Origin of the sequence: Dactylosporangium sp. NPDC006015 (assembly GCF_040614215.1) — a bacterium.
Lineage (GTDB): Bacteria > Actinomycetota > Actinomycetes > Mycobacteriales > Micromonosporaceae > Dactylosporangium > Dactylosporangium maewongense.
Map to the genome: position 1 here is coordinate 276,610 of NZ_JBEXUD010000012.1, position 16,155 is coordinate 292,764.

A 16,155-nucleotide genomic window follows, 5' to 3' on the forward strand; every position below is an offset into this window, starting at 1 on the left:
TGACGGTAACAGCATCGTCTTACCGTCAGCATAGAATATTCCGCATGCACGACGAGGAGCTGCCGATCCTGGGCACCGAGCCGCTGGTGGTGGAGTTCGCCAACACGCTGCACGGCGGCGAGGACTTCCTCGGCACGGCCGAGCTGTCCAGGCTGTGGTTCACCACCGCCGGCGCGCGACCGGCACGCGACACGGCCGCGGCCAGGGCCCTGCGGGACAGCATCCACGCGCTCTTCACGGCGGCGGTCACCGGCACCGCACCACCCGCCGCCGCGATCGCGCACGTGAACGCGGCCGCGGCGCAGGCGCCGACGTACCCGCACCTGGTCCGACAGCCCACCGGCGAGCTGGTGGCGGACGACCGGGGCGCCGCGACCGGCGACGCGGCGCTGCTCGGCGCCCTGGCCGCCGCCTGCGCCGGACTGCTCACCGACGGCCGGGCCAGCCTGCTGCGCCGTTGCGAGACCCCGGACTGCTGCCTGTTCTTCGTGCAGCACCACCCGCGCCGCCGGTACTGCCACGAGTCCTGCGCCCACCGCGACCGGCAGGCCAGGTACTACCGCCGCCGCGCCCCGTCCTGAAGCCGCTGCCCGGAGGGCGTGCCGCCAGCCCGCAGCGACGCCACGGCCGAGAGGACCGTGAGGACCGCGCCCGTCGCCCGGGCGGGGCGATAGCCTGGCGCCGGGCACCGGTGACGGTCGATGTTAGGCTAAATCAATTCGATGGATAAATGCCTCCGGGCGGGCGAGCAGAGGATGGCGATGGGCAGACAGTTGCCGATGCGGCGCGGCACCAACCTGCCGCGCATGGGCGACTTCAACGAGTCGGTGGTGCTCGACGCGATCCGCCGGGTGCCCGAGGGGCTCAGCCGGGTCGAGCTGATCGAGTCGACCGGCCTGTCGGCGCAGACGGTGTCGAACATCTGCCGGCGGCTGCTGGACTCGGGGCTGGCCCACGAGGCCGGCACGCGGGTCACGGGCAGCGGCAAGCCGCGCCGGTTGCTACAGGTCAACGCCGAGGCGCGGTACGCGGTCGGGGTGCACCTCGACCCGGCCGTCGTGACGATGGTCGTGCTCGACCTGCTGGGCCGGGTCGTGGCCCGCGCGCAGCGGCCGACGCCGCCGGCCGCGGATCCGGATCACACCCTCGCGGAGATGGGCGACTCGATCAACGCCCTGGTGGCCGAGTCCGGGGTGGCCCGGGAGGCGATGCTCGGGCTGGGCATCGCCGCGCCGGGCCCGGTCGACGTGGCAGCAGGGCTGGTCATCGCGCCGCCCGAGCTGGTCGGCTGGGGGCGGGTGCCGCTGCGCGACCACCTCGCCGGGGCGACCGGGCTGCCGGTGCTGCTCGACAAGGACGTGATCGCCGCCGCCGTCGCCGAGCGCTGGGCGGGCGCGGCCACCGGCACCGGCAACTTCCTGTTCTTCTACCTGGGCACCGGGTCCGGCATGGGGCTCGTCGTCGACGACGTGGTGCTGCGCGGACTGTCCGGCAACGCCGGCGAGGTCGGCGGGCTGTACGCCGCCTGCACCACGAACGCCCTGGTCGCCGAGGCGATCGAGGAGGGTGTGCTCGGGCCGGAGTCCAAGCCGGCCGGGCCGCGGGACGCCGAGCAGAGCCTGCGCGCGCTGTGCCGGCAGGCCAAGGCCGGCAACCGGACCGCCGGTGAGATCATCGACCGCTGGGCGGTGCGGGTCGGCCGGGGGGTGAGCGCGGCGGCGACGCTGGTGGACGCGGAGATGATCGTGTTCGGCGGGCCGATCTGGCCACTGCTGGCCGACCGGTTCATGGCGATCGTCCCCGGCATCGTGGAGAGCTCGCCGTTCGTGGAGCGCATCCATCCGACGGTGGTGACGACGACCGGGCTGGGCATCGACGTCGGCGCGATCGGCGCCGCCTGCCTGGTGCTGGAGCAGTTCCTCTCCGCCCAGCCCCACTCGCTGCTGCTCGGCTGAGAACGGCGGTCAGGGCCGTTCCGCGGCGCCGTCGACGCCCCGGACCAGGGCCCAGCGGTCGTGCCGCAGCGGCGGGGGAGCGGGGTGGCGGCGCGCCGCCGACTCGTCGAAGTCGACGCCCAGGCCGGGGGACTCCGACGGGTACAGGACCCCGCCGACCGGCACCGGAGCGCCCGGGAACACCTCGAGGGTGGCCTCGTGGAACCGGGCCGCCTCCTGCACGCCGAACGCGGGCGTCGACACGTCGAGGGCGACGTTGGCGGCCTGCGCGACCGGGCTCACGTCGCCCGGGCCGTGCGGGGCGATCCGGGCCCCGAACAGCTCGCACGCCGCGGTGAGCTTGCGCGCCGGGGTCAGGCCGCCGAGGGTCGGGATGCGCAGCCGCACGAAGTCGATCGCCCGCGCGGTCAGCAGCGGCAGGAACTGCCCGACGTCGTCGAACAGCTCGCCGACGGCGAGCGGCACCGAGCCGGCTGAGCCGGCCGCGGCGGCGAGCCGCGGGAAGTGGTCGCTGTCCTCGGGGGCGAGGGCGTCCTCGAGGAAGAACAGCCGCGCGCCGGCGAGCGCGGCGACCAGCCGGACCGCCTGGGCCGGGGTGAGCCGCTCGTGCGCGTCGTGCAGCAGCTCGACGCCGTCGCCGACCCGCCGGCGGACCTCGGCCAGGGCGGGCGGGACGTGCCGCAGGTACGCCAGGGGGTCCCACGCGCTGCCGGTGGACGCGGTGCCGTAGTTCTGCACGCCGGGCACCGCGACCTGGACCCGGACGTGCCGGTAGCCGGCCTCGGCGGCCGCGAGGACGTCCTCGGCGATGCGGGCCGGGTCGTCGCCGTCGACGTGGGTGTAGGCCGCGGCGCCGTGCCGTGCCCGGCCGCCGAGCAGCGAGTACAGCGGCAGGCCGGCCGTCTTGGCCTTGATGTCCCACAGTGCGACGTCGACGGCGCCGAGGGCGTTGCCGGCGATCGAGCCGCCCCGCCAGTAGCCGGAGTTGCGCAGCAGGCGGTGGATGTCCTCGATGTCGCCGGCGTCGCGGCCGAGCAGCAGCGGGCCGAGGTAGTCGTCGAGGACGGACCGCACCGCCAGGGTCCGCTGCGGGTCGCTGGCGCAGCCCAGTCCGTACAGGCCGGGCTGGTTCGTCTCGACCCGGACGATCAGGTACGGGCACCCCTGCGGCCCGCACAGGAAGGTGCGGACCCGGGTGATCCGGGCGGCGTCCGCCGGGGCGGGCCAGGGCGCCGCAGCGATGAGTTTCGAAGGATCGTACCGAAGTTCGTCCATGGATTGACAGAGTACATCAATTCGATTTACGTTCTCGGCAAGTGGCGCCCGTCGATGGTGCCCCAGACGCGAAGGCCGCGCGATGACACCCCCACGAAGCGCGTGGCGGCCGGCTCTGGCCGCCCTGATAACCCTGGCCCTCGCCGCGACGGGCACCGCCGCGTGCGGCGGCGACGACACGTCCGGCGGCGGCAAGACGCTGACGATGTGGACGTTCAAGCAGTCGCACGTCAAGGCGCTGCAGAAGGTCGCCGACTCCTTCGCCAAGGAGTCCGGCATCACCGTGAAGGTCGAGGCCTACGGCCCCGACGACGCGTTCGTCACCAAAGTGCAGGCCGCCGCGCAGACCAAGAACCTGCCCGACCTGCTCGAGGTGCACACCAACGGCGACGACCTCGCGTTCGGCGCCCCCGGCCTGCTCACCGACCTCGCCAAGGACGTCGACGACGCATGGCTGGCCGGCTACCTGCCGGCGGTCCGCCAGGACGGCGTCGTCACCGAGCAGTACTACAAGCAGTCCCTCGCCCAGGACGCCAAGACCCACGGGATCAAGCTCGGCCAGCGCTTCAGCGTCCCGCTGACCGTCGGCACGTTCGGCATCGTCTACGCCAACAAGCAGCGCCTCGCCGACGCCGGCGTCACCGGCGCCCCGGCCACCTGGGAGGAGTTCATCGCCGCCCTGGGCAAGGTCAAGGCGAAGTACCCCGACAACGGCGGCGTGAGCATCGGGTTGAAGTCGCCGACGACCGGGCTGGAGTGGTTCCTGCAGCCCATGGCGTACGGCATGCTCGGCGCCGACAAGTTCCACGCCCTGTTCGGCAAGGACAAGGCCGGCACGTTCTCCTCCCCGGCCGGCGTGCAGGCGCTGCAGACCTACGGGCAGGTCCAGCCGTACTGGCACCCGGGCACCCAGAGCCTCGACATCGACGCCGCCGACCTCGCCTTCGCGCAGGGCAAGTCCACATTCGACATCGGCGGGACGTTCACCCTGGCGTTCCTGGCCCAGAACGGCATGGACGCCGGCAACGTCATCACGTTCCCGGTGCCGGTGCCGGCCGCCGGTGCCATCAAGAACATGACCCTCGCCCCGTTCACGCTCACCGGTGTGTCGGTCTCCTCGACCACGAAGAACCGGGCCGGCGCCATCCAGTGGCTGAAGTACCTCGCCAAGGCCGACGTGTCCGCCACGTTCGCCAAGGAGGCCCTCGACGTCCCGCCGACCGACCTGGGCGCCGACCCGGCCGCCGCCGTCGGCCCCGCCCTGGGCGCGATGATCAAGGCGTTCGGCTCCGGCCCGTCGGCGTACAACCCGGGCGACACCTCCTACCGGCCCAACAGCTACGACGGCCCCACGGTCGCCTCGGCGCTGATGGACTACACGCCGCTGGCGAAGAAGTCGGCGGAGCAGGCCGGCGCCGAGATGACGAAGGTCATCGACTCCTACTGGGCCAAGCAGTAATGACGGTGGCGAGTCAACCGAAGAGGCGGGCCCCGGGCGAGGCGGTCTGGGGCTACGCCTTCGTCCTGCCCGCCATCGGCCTGTTCCTGGTGATGGGCGTCTACACCATCGTCTACGGCTTCTCGCTGAGCTTCGCCACCTGGAACGGCTTCCAGCCGCACTGGATCTGGGTCGGCCTGCAGAACTACGCCGACCTGCTGTGGGCCAGCCCCCGCTACGCGCCACGGGTGCACCAGGCCGCCCTCAACACGTTCTGGGTGATGCTGGCCGTGCCGGTGCTCACCGTCGTGGTCAGCTTCCCCCTCGCCGTGCTGCTCAACTCGGTGCGCCGGCTGCGCACGCTGCTGCGCTCCGTGTACTTCGTGCCGCAGGTGACCGCCGGCATCGCCGTGTACTTCGCATGGCAGTACGTGCTGCAACCCGACGGCGCCGTCAACGCGCTGCTCGGCGCGCTCGGCCTCGGCAGCCTGCGCCAGCCGCAGGGGTTCCTCGGCAACCCCGACACCGCGCTGCCCACGCTGATCGTCATCACCGTGTGGTCGGCGGTACCGGTGTCGATGATGCTGTACCTCGCGGGCCTCCAGGCGGTCGACCCGGCGCTGATCGAGGCCGCGCAGATCGACGGCGCCGGACCGTGGCGGGTCACCCGCGACATCGTCTGGCCGCTGGTGCGCCCGATCACCGCGATCGTCGTCCTGCTGTCCCTGCGCGACTCGTTGCAGGGCTTCCAGACGTTCCTCATCATGACCAACGGCGGCCCCGGCAACCACACCAACGTGCTCGGCCTGGAGACCTACCGGCTCGCGTTCCTCTCCCAGCTCGACCCGACGCTCGGCCTGTCCAGCGCGCTGGGCTGGATGCTGTTCGTTGCCGCGCTCGTCCTCGCCGCGGTCAACCTGCGCGTGATGCGGCGGGCCACATGAGTGCCGTACGCGCCTGGGCGGCGCGGATCGTGGTCGGCGGGCTGTTGCTGCTGTACGCCGCGATCAGCCTCTACCCGTTCCTGTGGATGGTCTCGGCCGCGTTCAAGGACCAGTATGAGGTCGTCGCCGGCGGGCACCTGATCCCGCACCGCCCGACGCTGCGCACGATCGTCGACACCTGGCAGGAGCTGCACTTCTTCGACTACTTCCTCAACAGTCTCAAGGTCACCGCGCTGACCGTGGTGCTGGTCCTGGCCATCTACGCCGCCGCCGGCTACGCGTTCGCGGTGCTGCGGTTCCCCGGCCGCACCGCGCTGTACCGGATGTTCATGGCGTTGCTGTTCGTCCCCGGGGTCGCCGTCCTGCTGCCGATCGTGCTGCTGGAGAACCGGCTCGGGCTGCTCGGCGGCCACTGGGGCCTGATCCTGCCGTTCGTCAACGGCTCGGCCCCGCTGGCCGTCCTCATGCTCACCAACGCCTTCGAGGCGGTCCCGGCCGAGCTGCGCGAGGCCGCCCGCGTCGACGGCGCCGGAGAGCTGCGCATCTTCGGCACCATCTACCTTCCGCTGGCCCGGCCGGTGCTCATCACCATCGCCGTGCTGACCGCGATCCCGACGTGGAACGAGTACCTGCTCACCCGCGTCTCGCTCAACGACCCCGACACGTACACGCTGCCGATCGCCCTGCAGAACCTGCAGTCGGGCGCGGTGCAGCACTACAACGTGCTCATGGCCGGCGCGCTGATCGTGGTCATCCCGGTGATCCTGCTGTTCGCCGCCGCGCAGCGGTACGTCGTCAACGGCCTCATGGGAGCGGTGAAGGCATGACATCCCACAGACTTCTGTTCCTCGTCCTGCTCGTCGTGGCGCTCGTCGCCCCCGGTACCGTCGCGGCCGCCGGACCAGGGCCGGTCATGTACCCGCGCGGGGTCGGCGCCGACCTGGGCCCGGTCCCCAGCACGCTGGGACTGTCCGTGCGCGCGGGCGACGCGGCGACCGGGCTGCGCACCGGCACCCTCGACGGCAAGGGCTACTGGCAGACGCAGGTGGCCGCGGGCACCACGTACCTCGGGCTGACCGCCGACACCGGCTACGCCGCGTCCGTCGCGGGCGACAGCCTGGTCGTGGTCGTCACCTACCACGACGACGGGACCGGCGCCCTGACCCTGCGCACCGCGGCCGGGCAGACGACGACGGTCGCCGAGCTCGCCGGCACCGGCACCTGGAAGCTCGCCGCCATCGGGCTCGCGGGCGCCGACCTCGCCGCCGGTGAGCTGCGGCTCGGCGGCGCCGCCGACATCACCGTCGCCCAGGTGCGGATCACCGCGAGCGGGCCGCAGGCGGTCCTCGGCCCCACGGCGTCGGACACCGGGCTGTCGGCCCGGGCCGGCGACAACGAGGCGGGGCTCGTCACCGGCACGGCCGCCGGCCGCGGCTTCTGGCGCACCAACGCCGCCGCACCCGCGCCGGGCACCAACTACGTGTACCTCAACGTCGCCGACGGCTACGCCTACGACACCCGCGACATCGTCCTCGTCAGCGTCGACTACCTCGACGCCGGCAGCGGCACGCTGTACCTGCACTACGACTCGCCCGGTGAGAGCCTGCCCGACCGGTTCAAGCCGTCGGCGGCCGTCACGTACGGCGACACCGGGCAGTGGCGCACCCACGACTTCGTCCTCGACGACGCCGTGCTCACCAACCGCACCAACGGCGCCGACCTCCGCATCACCCACGACGGGTCCCCGGTCGAGCTCACGATCGCCGCGGTGCGGGTCACCGTCGTGCCGCGGCAGCTGGACGCGAAAGCGGGGCTGCGCGACCTCGTCACCGCCGCCGACCTCGCCCACTACGCGGCCCGCGAAGGCAGTCGCGACGGGCAGTTCCCGGCCGGGGCCAAGGCCACCCTCGCCGCCGCGATCGGCCGCGCCCGGGCCGTCCTCGACGACGCCGCGGCGACCGAGGAGCGGATCCGTGCCGCGCTGCGGGACCTGTACGACGTCCTCGGGGCGTTCCGCTCGTCCGCGGTCGACACCGACCTCGCCCGCGCCGCGCTGCTCACCGCGAGCGGCACCGCCGCCGGGTCGGCGCCCGGCAACGCCAACGACGGCGATCCCGGCACCGTGTGGACCAGCGGCGGCACCGGCGCGTGGCTGCGTGCCGACCTCGGCGCGGCCCGCCCGGTCGACGAGGTGTTCGTCCGGTGGGGCGGCGCCTTCTCCCCGGACTACCGCGTCGAGCTGTCCACCGACGGCGTGCGGTACACCGAGGCCGGGCACAACGGCGGCCAGGCCGTGCGCACCCGCTTCGCCGAGACGACCGCGCGGTATGTGCGGCTGAGCGTCGCCGGGTACGCCGCCGGGCTCGACCACGTCGACGTCGCCGCGTTCGAGATCCGTGACCGGCGCACGGTGACGCCGTCGCCGCGGCTCGTCGACACCCGCTTCCCGACCGGGGACGTCGTCGTCGCCGACTTCGACGCGACCGCGTACGGCGCGGACGGCACCGGCCGCCGCGACGCCACCGCCGCCCTGCAGGCGGCGCTCTGGGACTGCTACGACGCCGGCGGCGGGACCGTCTGGCTGCCCGCGGGCACCTACCGGGTCACCGGCACGGTCGAGGTGCCGGCGTTCTGCACCCTGCGCGGTGACCGCCGCGACCCCGACAGCGGCGGCGGCTCCTACGGCACCGTCGTCAGCGCCGACCTGCCGGCCGGGGACACCGGCCCGGTGCTGTTCCGCATCGGCGGCAGCGCCGGCGTCGTCGGGCTCACCACCTACTACCCGCGGCAGAACGCGACCGCGCCGGTGCACTACAACTTCACCTTCGAGATCCCCGGCAGCGCCTGGAAGGGCGCCTCGGGCGCCGACGAGAACTACATGATGAGCACCGTCGCCGAGGTGACGATGCTCAACTCGTTCCGCGGCATCGGCATCAGCACCATGCGCGACGAACGCGGCCGCCCACCCGGCAACGGCCAGACCCACGAGTCGGCGACCGTCCGCGACGTCCGCGGCACCGTGCTCTACCGCGGCGTCGAGGCGTACAACGGCGCGGATGTCGGCACCTGGGAGGACGTCCGGTTCAGCAACGCCTACTGGGCGCAGGCCCCGGCCGCGTACCAGCCGCCGGCACGCTCCACAGTGGACGCCTGGACCCGGGCCAACGGCACCGGGTTCGTCCTCGGCGACCTCGAGTGGGACCAGTTCACCGGCCTCGCCGCGGCCGACTACCGCATCGGCATCCACGTCGTGGCCGGGCTGCGGGCCGAGTTCACCGGCGTGTTCGACCGGGTGCGCATCGAGCGGACCGGCGTCGCGCTGCAGGTCGACAGGTTCGACGAGCGGTGGGGCCTGGCCATCGCCGGCGGTCAGCTGGGCGGCGACGAGGCGGCCGTGGTCAACAACGGCGGCGGCTACGTGAAGCTCACCGGCACGCAGGTGAGCGGCGCCGTCCGCGGGACCGTGCACCAGATGGACGGCGCGCTGCCGGACGACGACGGCAGCCGCACCGCCACCCGCCCGGCGCGACGGGTTCTGGTCCAGGCGGACGCGCCGCACGGCAACGGCTACCTGCCCGCCGCGGACGCCACCCCGGCGATCCAGCGGGCCCTGGACAAGGCCGGTCGTGGTGGCGGCGTGGTCTACCTGCCCGCCGGGTGGTACCGCCTCGCCGGGCGCCTCAGCGTGCCCGCCGGGGTCCAGCTGCTCGGCGCCTCGCCGGTGCCCAACCGCGACGAGGACGGCCGCAGCGGCGGCACCGTGCTCTGGGCCTTCGCCGGCCGGGGCAGCGCCACAGCCGACACCGACCCGGCCGCGATCACGCTACGGGGTGACCGGGCCGGTGTCGCCGGGCTGCGGGTGTTCCACCCGGAGAACAACCCCGCGGCGCCCGGCGGCCTGGTGCCCTACCCGTACGTCGTGCGTGGCCTCGGCGACAGCACCTATGCGGTCAACCTCGGCCTGCCCAACGCCTGGAACGCGCTCGACATGGCCGGCGACCGGTTCCTCGTCCGGAAGATCAAGGGCACGTTCGTGCGGCACGGCGTCACCGCCCGCGGCGCCGACGGGCGCGTCGAGGGTGTGCTGTCCAACGGCAACACGTTCGTGCGGACCGGCTTCGCGGTGCCCCGCTGGGTGCTGGGCGCCGACCTGTTCCCGCAGGTCATCGACGCCTGGACGCGCACCAACGCCGACCTGGTGACGGTCGACGGCGCCCGCCGGCTGACCGTCGCGGGTGCGTTCGGCTACGGCCTGCACAACGGCCTCGTGGTGAAGTCCGGTGACGTGCGGGCGGTCAACCTCGGCACCGACAACCTCGGCGGCGACGGCCACACCGTGCGGGTCGACGGCGGGCGGGCGAGCGTCGTGAATCTCATGCGGTACAACGGCGCGACGAGCCAGGGCGCCGTGACGCTGTACAACGTCATGGTCATCAACATCGTCGAGCACGAGGTGACGGCCGTCCCGGACGGCGCCGGCACCGTCCGGCTCACCGGGAACGCGACCCGCCCCGGTCATTACGAGCCGGGAACCGTGGTCACCGCGGTGGCGCGGCCGGCCCGGGGCTTCCGGTTCACCGGCTGGAGCGCCGGGGGAGCCGTGGTGTCGACCGCGCCGACCTATCCGTTCACCGTCACCGCCCCGGTCGCGCTGACCGCCACGTTCGTCGCGGACGCCACGTGAAGATCCTCGTGACCGGCGCCGCCGGGATGCTCGGCCGCGCGGTTGTGGCCGGTCTGCTGGCCAGTGGGCACTCGGTGCGCGCTCACGACCGCACCCCGCCACCGGTCGGCATCGCCGACGACACCGTCACCGGGGACCTGCGCGACACCAGCCTGGACGGGCTCGTGGCCGGGATCGACGCGGTGGTGCACGCCGCCGCGATCCCGGCCCCGGTCGAGCCCGACGTGTTCGACAACAACGTCGGCTCCGCGTACCACCTCCTCGAGGCGGCGGCGACCGCCGGCGTTCGGCGCATCGTGTACGTTTCCAGCCTCTCCGCCGTCGGCCTGGCCTGGTCGGGGCGCGGCACCTCGCCGGTGCGGCTGCCGCTGACCGAGGACCACCCGTACGTCGGCGACGACCCCTACGGCCTGTCGAAGCGGGTCGGCGAGCTCGTGACCGCGACGGTCAGCAACCGGTGCCGCATCCCCGCGGTCAGCCTGCGCCTGCCGTTCATCGGCACCGGTGCCCGGCTGCGCCACCACCTCGACCACGTGGCCGCCGACCTCGGCGGCCACCGCGGTGACCTGTGGAGCTGGCTCGACACCCGCGACGCCGTATCCGCGGTCGCCGCCGCCCTCACCGCGCCGCTGGAGGGGCACGCCGTGGTGAACGTGGCCGCGCCCGACACCACGGCGACCTTGCCGACGGCGCGGCTGCTGGCGGAGTATCACCCTTCAGCCATGCTCGCCGAGACGCTGGAGGGATACGCCGTGCCCGTCTCCACCCACCTGTGCCGGGAACTGCTCGGCTTCACGCCCGTGCACACCTGGCGGAGCTCGTGAGTACCGTCGTCGTGGTCCGCGGCGGCTGGGAGGGGCACCGCCCCGTCGAGGTCACCGACCGTTACGTGACCAGGCTGCGCCAGCTCGGGCACGAGGTCGTCACGTCCGGGACCCTCGACACGTACCTCGATGCCGACCTGCTGCGCCGCGCCGACCTCGTCGTGCACTGCTGGACGATGGGCACGGCCACCGGCGAGCAGGTCGCCGGCCTGGCCGCCGCCGTGCGGGCCGGCACCGGACTCGCCGGCTGGCACGGCGGCATCATCGACTCGTTCCGCGGCTCGCCGGACTACCAGCGCATCACCGGCGGCCAGTTCGTGCACCACCCGGCCGAGTTCGTCACGTACGACGTCACCCCGATCGGCACCCACCCGGTCGTGGCCGGCATCCCGCCGTTCACGGTGCACACCGAGCGGTACCAGGTGCACGTCGACCCGGCGATCGAGGTCCACGCCGTCACCGTCGTCGACTCCGTCGCGGTGCCGGTCGTGTGGACGACCCGCTTCGGCGCCGGCCGCGTCTTCGTCACCACCGTCGGCCACGAGCTCAAGGACCTCGAGGTCCCCGAGCACGACGAGATCATCATGCGGGGGCTGGCATGGGCGAGCCGCTGAGGGTCGGCATCGTCGGCGCTGGGAAGATCAGCCGGCAGTACACCACCACTCTGGCCCGGCTGCCCGGCGTCGCCCTGACGCGGGTCGCGGACCTCGCCGCCGACCGGGCGAGCGCCCTGGCCGCGGATTTCGCCGGTGTACAGGCGGTGTCGGTATCCGACCTGATGGCCGACGACGCCGTCGACCTCGTGCTCAACCTCACCGTGCCGCAGGCGCACGCCGAGGTGGCGCTGGCCGCGCTCGCCGCCGGCAAGCACGTCTACGGCGAGAAGCCCCTCGCCGCCACCACGCTCGAAGGGCGGGCGATCCTCGACGCGGCGCGCGCCGCCGGTCGCACCGTCGGCTGCGCACCCGACACCGTGCTCGGCACTGGCGTCCAGACCGCCCGTGCCGCGCTGGACGCGGGCGAGATCGGGGTCCCGGTCGCCGCGACCGCCTTCATGGTCACGCCCGGCCACGAACGCTGGCACCCCGATCCGGAGTTCTACTACGAGCCCGGCGGCGGCCCGCTGCTGGACATGGGCCCGTACTACCTCACCGCGCTGGTGACCCTGCTCGGCCCGGTCCGCCGCGTCACCGGCCTGGCCTCGACCCCGCGCGCGACCCGCACGATCGGCGATGGCCCCCGCGCCGGGACCGTGTTCCCGGTGCGCGTCCCGACCCACCAGACCGGCGTGCTGGAGCACGCCGGCGGCGCGCTGACCACCATCATGATGAGCTTTGACGTGTGGGCCGGCCGGCTGCCGCGCATCGAGGTGTACGGCACCGACGGCACCCTGAGCGTCCCCGACCCCAACCACTTCGACGGCCCGGTGGAGGTGTTCACGTCCGCCTCGGCCTCGGGAGACGGTTGGACGCGCCTGCCGGAGCGGGCCGGCTACCGCGACGCCGGGCGCGGCACCGGCGTGGCCGATCTCGCCGCGGCGCTGCGCACCGGCGCGCCGCCGCGCGCGAACGGCGAGCTCGCCTACCACGTCCTGGACGTCATGGAGTGCCTGCACACGGCGGCCGAGACCGGCGCCGCGGTGACGGTCCGCAGCACGTGCGAGGTTCCGGCACCGGTCCCGCTCGCCTGACGCCGGCGGCCTGAATGCGGTGCCCCGCACCGTCGTGACGGTGCGGGGCGCCGGGGATCGTGCTGCCCGGGACGGTGCCGGACGTCCGGCCGTGTCCGCCGGCGTCCGCCGGGGTCCGGAATCGGCGTCGCGGCGCGTCGCACATCGGCAAGGTGGCTCTCGCCGCTGACGCCGATCCTGAGGAAGCCGCCATGCCAGAGCTGCCCGAGCCGCCGAGTCTCGTCGCCGACCGGATCGACGCCTGCCGCCTCGAGGGCTGGACGGTCACCACCCGGGACATGTGGACCGTGCTCGACCCGCCCGGGCGGCCGGAGCGAGTGCAGGGCTGGAAGCTGCATGTGTCGGCGACCGTGTGGTCCGCGCCGGAGGTGCTGCGCCGGTGTCTCGACCTCATCGCGGCGACCGCGACGTCGTTCAAGTTCGCGAGCACCGCGTCGGACGTGCAGCGGCTCAACGACTTCCAGTGCCCCCGCGGGCAGTCCGGCAAATTCATCACGGTGTACCCGCTGGAGCGGGCCACGCTCATCGAGCTGGCCGAGCGCCTGCACGAGGCGACGGCGGGCCTGCCGGGGCCGGTCATCCTGTCCGACCGCGCCTACCGCCCGGGCAGCCTCGTGCACTACCGGTACGGCGCGTTCGACGGCTTCCGGGTTCTCGGCAACGACGGCACGTACCGCGACTGCGTCCTGGACCCGGAGACGAACCCGGTCGAGGACAAGCGGCCGGCCGTGTTCGACCCGCCGGCGTGGGCCGAGCTGCCGTTCGCCGCGGATCCGCCGACTGTCGGCGGGGGCGGCGGGGTGCTGCTCAACGACCGCTACGAGGTCCGCGGCGCGATCCGGCACGCGAACAAGGGCGGGGTGTACCGCGCCCTGGACCGCACGACCGGCGCCACCGTGCTGGTCAAGGAGGCCCGGCCGCACGTCGGCACCGACGCGGAGGGCCGCGACGCCCGCGACTACCTGCGGCACGAGGCCGCCATGCTGCGGCACCTGGCCGGGCTGGGCGTGGTGCCCGAGTTCGTCGACGAGTTCGAGCAGGGCGGCCACGCGTTCCTCGTCGAGCAGTTCCTCGACGGGCGGACCCTCGCCGAGACGGGCGGGGCGTCGGTGCGCGGCGCGGACGCGCCGCCGGAGCCCGCGGACACGCTGGGCGTCGCGCTGCGGCTGGCCCGGATCCTCAAGGCGGTGCACGGGCGCGGCGTCGTGCTGCGCGACCTGAGCCCCAACAACGTGCTGGCGCTGCCGGACGGCACGCTGCGCCTGATCGACCTGGAGCTGTCCGCGCGGTGCACCGGGCCCGGGTCCGCGGATCCGGTCCATGGCGACGGCCACGGCACCCCCGGCTTCAGCGCGCCGGAGCAGTTCCGGAACGCACCCGTGGACGCCGCCGTCGACCTGTACTCGCTGGGCGCCCTGGTGCTGTTCCACGCGACCCGGCGCAACCCGCGACTGGCGCTGGACGAGCCGCCGCACCGGACCCTCGAGGAGCGCATCGCCGGCCGGACCGTCGCGCCGGCGGTGCCGGAGACGCTCGCCGATCCGGTGCGCCGGATCGTCACCGGGCTGCTGCGCGCCGAGCCTGGCGAGCGCATGCCGCTCGCCGAGGTGATCGCCCTGGCCCGCCAGACCGCGCCCGCAGACGTCACCACGGACCGGCCGGACGATCCGGACGGATGGTGGGAGGAGCTCGTCGGCGGCGTGCTCGGGCACCTCGCCGCGACGGTGACGCCCGACACCGGGCCCCGGCTGTGGCGGGAGTACGCACTGGGCGAGACGGCCGAGCCGTGCGCCGTGCAGTACGGCAGCGGCGGCGTGCTCGCGATGCTCAGCGGCCTGCGCCGCCACGGCGTCGGGGGGACGATCGGCGGCCTCGTCGACGATCTCGCCCCGGTCGTGCTGCGGCGGCTCACCCGCCACCTCGACACGGTCCCGCACCGGCTGCCCGGCCTGCACTTCGGCTTCGCGGGCACCGCCTGGGCGCTGTTCGAGGCCGGTGCCGCGTTCGACCGGCCCGACCTCACCGACCGTGCGGTCGCCCTCGCCGAGGGGCTGCCGACGGTGTGGCCGAACCCCGACCAGACCCACGGCCTGGCGGGCCTCGGCACGGCGCTGCTGCACCTCGCGGCGGCCACCGGCAGACCGGGGACGGCCCGGCGTGCGGTCCGCTGCGCCGAGGCGATCCTGGCCGCCCGCGACCCGGGCGCGACCGCCTGGACGGTGCCGGCCGGCTTCGACTCCACGCTCGCCGGTCACCGCTCCTACGGCTACGCCCACGGCACCGCCGGCATCGGTGCGTTCCTGCTCGCCGCGGCCGCTTACACCGGCCGGGACGACTTCGCCGCCGCCGCCCGCGACTGCGCGGACGAGCTGCTCGCGGTGGCCGTCCGGCGCGGTGACGCGGCCTACTGGACCGACCGGCCCGGCTCGGCCTCGATGCACACCTGGTGGTGCAACGGATCGGCAGGCGTGGGCACGTTCCTGGCCCGGGCCTTTGCGTACACCGGCGACGCCCGCTACGGCGAGGCCGCCGTGGCAGCCGGCCGCGCGGTCGTCGCGACCCGCTGCGACGTCGGCACCTCGCACTGCCACGGCCTGGCCGGCAGCGGCGAGTTCCTGCTCGACCTCGCCGCCGCCACCGGGCTGGACGAGTTCGCGGACTGGGCGCGGCACCTGGCCGCCCAGCTGTGGGCCGAGCGGGTCTACCGCGACGGCCGGCCAGTGCTCATGAACGAGTCCGGGCACGAGTTCTCGGCCGCCTACGGCGTCGGCGCCGCCGGCCCGCTGGCGTTCCTCACCCGCCTCCGGCACGGCGGCGACCGCCTGTTCCACCCGCCGGTGACGGCCCCTGATCCCGGCGCGGTGTTCGCCGCGCCGTCCCCGACCGATCGGACCACGGAGGAGGTGAAGATGCAATGAGCATCGATGTGATGGCGCTGCAGGCCGTTCCGGCCGACCAGGACGCGCCGAACGCCCCGGAGGCGGGCTGCTGCTCGTACACCTGCGGCGGGCTTTCCTGCGGCAAGACCTGCCAGACGAACTGACCCCGGCGCGGGCCCCCGGGTCCGCACCGTCCACGGACCCGTCGGAAGCGGAGGAGGTGAAATCCAATGACCATCGATGTCATGGCGCTGCAGGCCGTTCCGGCCGACCAGGACGCGCCGAAGGCGCCGGAGGGCAACTGCTGCTCGTTCACGTGCGGCGGCAACTCCTGCGGCAAGACCTGCCAGACGAACTGATCCCGGCCTGAACACCGGCGTGGGGGGGGCGGGCCCCCCCCCGCCCCCCCCCCCCCCCCCCCCCCCACCCCCCCCCCCCCCCCGGCGGGGAGGGGAACACCCCCACC

13 protein-coding genes are annotated in these 16,155 nt (G+C 73.9%); 12 read left to right on the forward strand and 1 reads right to left on the reverse strand.

Going from position 1 to position 16,155, the window contains the following annotated elements; translation table 11 throughout:
- Positions 1-44: 44 nt before the first annotated feature.
- On the forward strand, positions 45-581 hold the full coding sequence (locus ABZ321_RS23675; protein ID WP_354894631.1) for an ABATE domain-containing protein: 537 nt from the start codon (positions 45-47) through the stop codon (positions 579-581).
- Between the two features lie 180 nt (positions 582-761).
- Positions 762-1,955, forward strand: coding sequence for an ROK family transcriptional regulator (locus ABZ321_RS23680; protein ID WP_354894634.1), 1,194 nt, complete (start codon positions 762-764; stop codon positions 1,953-1,955).
- 9 nt (positions 1,956-1,964) lie between these two features.
- On the opposite strand, the gene ABZ321_RS23685 is transcribed toward ABZ321_RS23680, so the two are convergent.
- Complete coding sequence (locus ABZ321_RS23685; RefSeq protein WP_354894636.1) at positions 1,965-3,230, reverse strand: enolase C-terminal domain-like protein; 1,266 nt, start codon at positions 3,228-3,230, stop codon at positions 1,965-1,967.
- Between the two features lie 82 nt (positions 3,231-3,312).
- Here ABZ321_RS23685 and ABZ321_RS23690 point away from each other — a divergent pair, with 82 nt between their 5' ends.
- The 10 genes from ABZ321_RS23690 (at position 3,313) to ABZ321_RS23735 (ending at position 16,048) form a co-directional block, all read left to right on the forward strand.
- Positions 3,313-4,689 carry an extracellular solute-binding protein gene (locus ABZ321_RS23690; protein ID WP_344500130.1) on the forward strand — a complete coding sequence of 459 codons (1,377 nt, stop codon included), beginning with the start codon at positions 3,313-3,315 and terminating at the stop codon, positions 4,687-4,689.
- Between the two features lie 5 nt (positions 4,690-4,694).
- On the forward strand, positions 4,695-5,612 hold the full coding sequence (locus ABZ321_RS23695; RefSeq protein WP_354894639.1) for a sugar ABC transporter permease: 918 nt from the start codon (positions 4,695-4,697) through the stop codon (positions 5,610-5,612).
- Positions 5,609-6,439 (forward strand): carbohydrate ABC transporter permease, encoded by an 831-nt coding sequence (locus ABZ321_RS23700; RefSeq protein WP_354894642.1) that lies wholly within the window; start codon positions 5,609-5,611, stop codon positions 6,437-6,439. The genes ABZ321_RS23695 and ABZ321_RS23700 overlap by 4 nt, the downstream gene beginning before the upstream one ends.
- On the forward strand, positions 6,436-10,296 hold the full coding sequence (locus ABZ321_RS23705; RefSeq protein ID WP_354894645.1) for a glycosyl hydrolase family 28-related protein: 3,861 nt from the start codon (positions 6,436-6,438) through the stop codon (positions 10,294-10,296). The genes ABZ321_RS23700 and ABZ321_RS23705 overlap by 4 nt, the downstream gene beginning before the upstream one ends.
- Positions 10,293-11,120 (forward strand): NAD(P)-dependent oxidoreductase, encoded by an 828-nt coding sequence (locus ABZ321_RS23710; protein WP_354894648.1) that lies wholly within the window; start codon positions 10,293-10,295, stop codon positions 11,118-11,120. The genes ABZ321_RS23705 and ABZ321_RS23710 overlap by 4 nt, the downstream gene beginning before the upstream one ends.
- Positions 11,117-11,734 (forward strand): ThuA domain-containing protein, encoded by a 618-nt coding sequence (locus ABZ321_RS23715; protein WP_354894651.1) that lies wholly within the window; start codon positions 11,117-11,119, stop codon positions 11,732-11,734. Before ABZ321_RS23710 ends, ABZ321_RS23715 begins: the two co-directional genes overlap by 4 nt.
- Entirely contained in the window at positions 11,719-12,810 is a 1,092-nt protein-coding gene (locus ABZ321_RS23720; protein ID WP_354894654.1) for a Gfo/Idh/MocA family oxidoreductase, read from the forward strand. Before ABZ321_RS23715 ends, ABZ321_RS23720 begins: the two co-directional genes overlap by 16 nt.
- Before the next feature lie 191 nt (positions 12,811-13,001).
- The gene (gene lanL, locus ABZ321_RS23725) at positions 13,002-15,728 is read left to right on the forward strand and encodes a class IV lanthionine synthetase LanL (RefSeq protein ID WP_354894657.1); all 2,727 of its coding nucleotides are present in this window, start codon (positions 13,002-13,004) and stop codon (positions 15,726-15,728) included.
- Positions 15,725-15,853, forward strand: a complete 129-nt coding sequence (locus ABZ321_RS23730; protein ID WP_344500146.1) for an ALQxL family class IV lanthipeptide — start codon at positions 15,725-15,727, stop codon at positions 15,851-15,853. The genes lanL and ABZ321_RS23730 overlap by 4 nt, the downstream gene beginning before the upstream one ends.
- A 66-nt stretch (positions 15,854-15,919) precedes the next feature.
- Positions 15,920-16,048: an ALQxL family class IV lanthipeptide gene (locus ABZ321_RS23735; protein WP_354894661.1), complete on the forward strand. Its 129-nt coding sequence runs from the start codon at positions 15,920-15,922 to the stop codon at positions 16,046-16,048.
- Positions 16,049-16,155: the final 107 nt, after the last annotated feature.

What these genes read in the sequence shown, in the direction of transcription:
- ABZ321_RS23675 (WP_354894631.1), top strand. Translation starts at nt 45, where the DNA reads ATGCACGACGAGGAGCTGCCGATCCTGGGCACCGAGCCGCTGGTGGTG.
- ABZ321_RS23680 (WP_354894634.1), top strand. Translation starts at nt 762, where the DNA reads ATGGGCAGACAGTTGCCGATGCGGCGCGGCACCAACCTGCCGCGCATG.
- ABZ321_RS23685 (WP_354894636.1), bottom strand. Translation starts at nt 3,230, where the DNA reads ATGGACGAACTTCGGTACGATCCTTCGAAACTCATCGCTGCGGCGCCC.
- ABZ321_RS23690 (WP_344500130.1), top strand. Translation starts at nt 3,313, where the DNA reads ATGACACCCCCACGAAGCGCGTGGCGGCCGGCTCTGGCCGCCCTGATA.
- ABZ321_RS23700 (WP_354894642.1), top strand. Translation starts at nt 5,609, where the DNA reads ATGAGTGCCGTACGCGCCTGGGCGGCGCGGATCGTGGTCGGCGGGCTG.
- ABZ321_RS23705 (WP_354894645.1), top strand. Translation starts at nt 6,436, where the DNA reads ATGACATCCCACAGACTTCTGTTCCTCGTCCTGCTCGTCGTGGCGCTC.
- ABZ321_RS23720 (WP_354894654.1), top strand. Translation starts at nt 11,719, where the DNA reads ATGGGCGAGCCGCTGAGGGTCGGCATCGTCGGCGCTGGGAAGATCAGC.
- lanL (WP_354894657.1), top strand. Translation starts at nt 13,002, where the DNA reads ATGCCAGAGCTGCCCGAGCCGCCGAGTCTCGTCGCCGACCGGATCGAC.
- ABZ321_RS23730 (WP_344500146.1), top strand. Translation starts at nt 15,725, where the DNA reads ATGAGCATCGATGTGATGGCGCTGCAGGCCGTTCCGGCCGACCAGGAC.
- ABZ321_RS23735 (WP_354894661.1), top strand. Translation starts at nt 15,920, where the DNA reads ATGACCATCGATGTCATGGCGCTGCAGGCCGTTCCGGCCGACCAGGAC.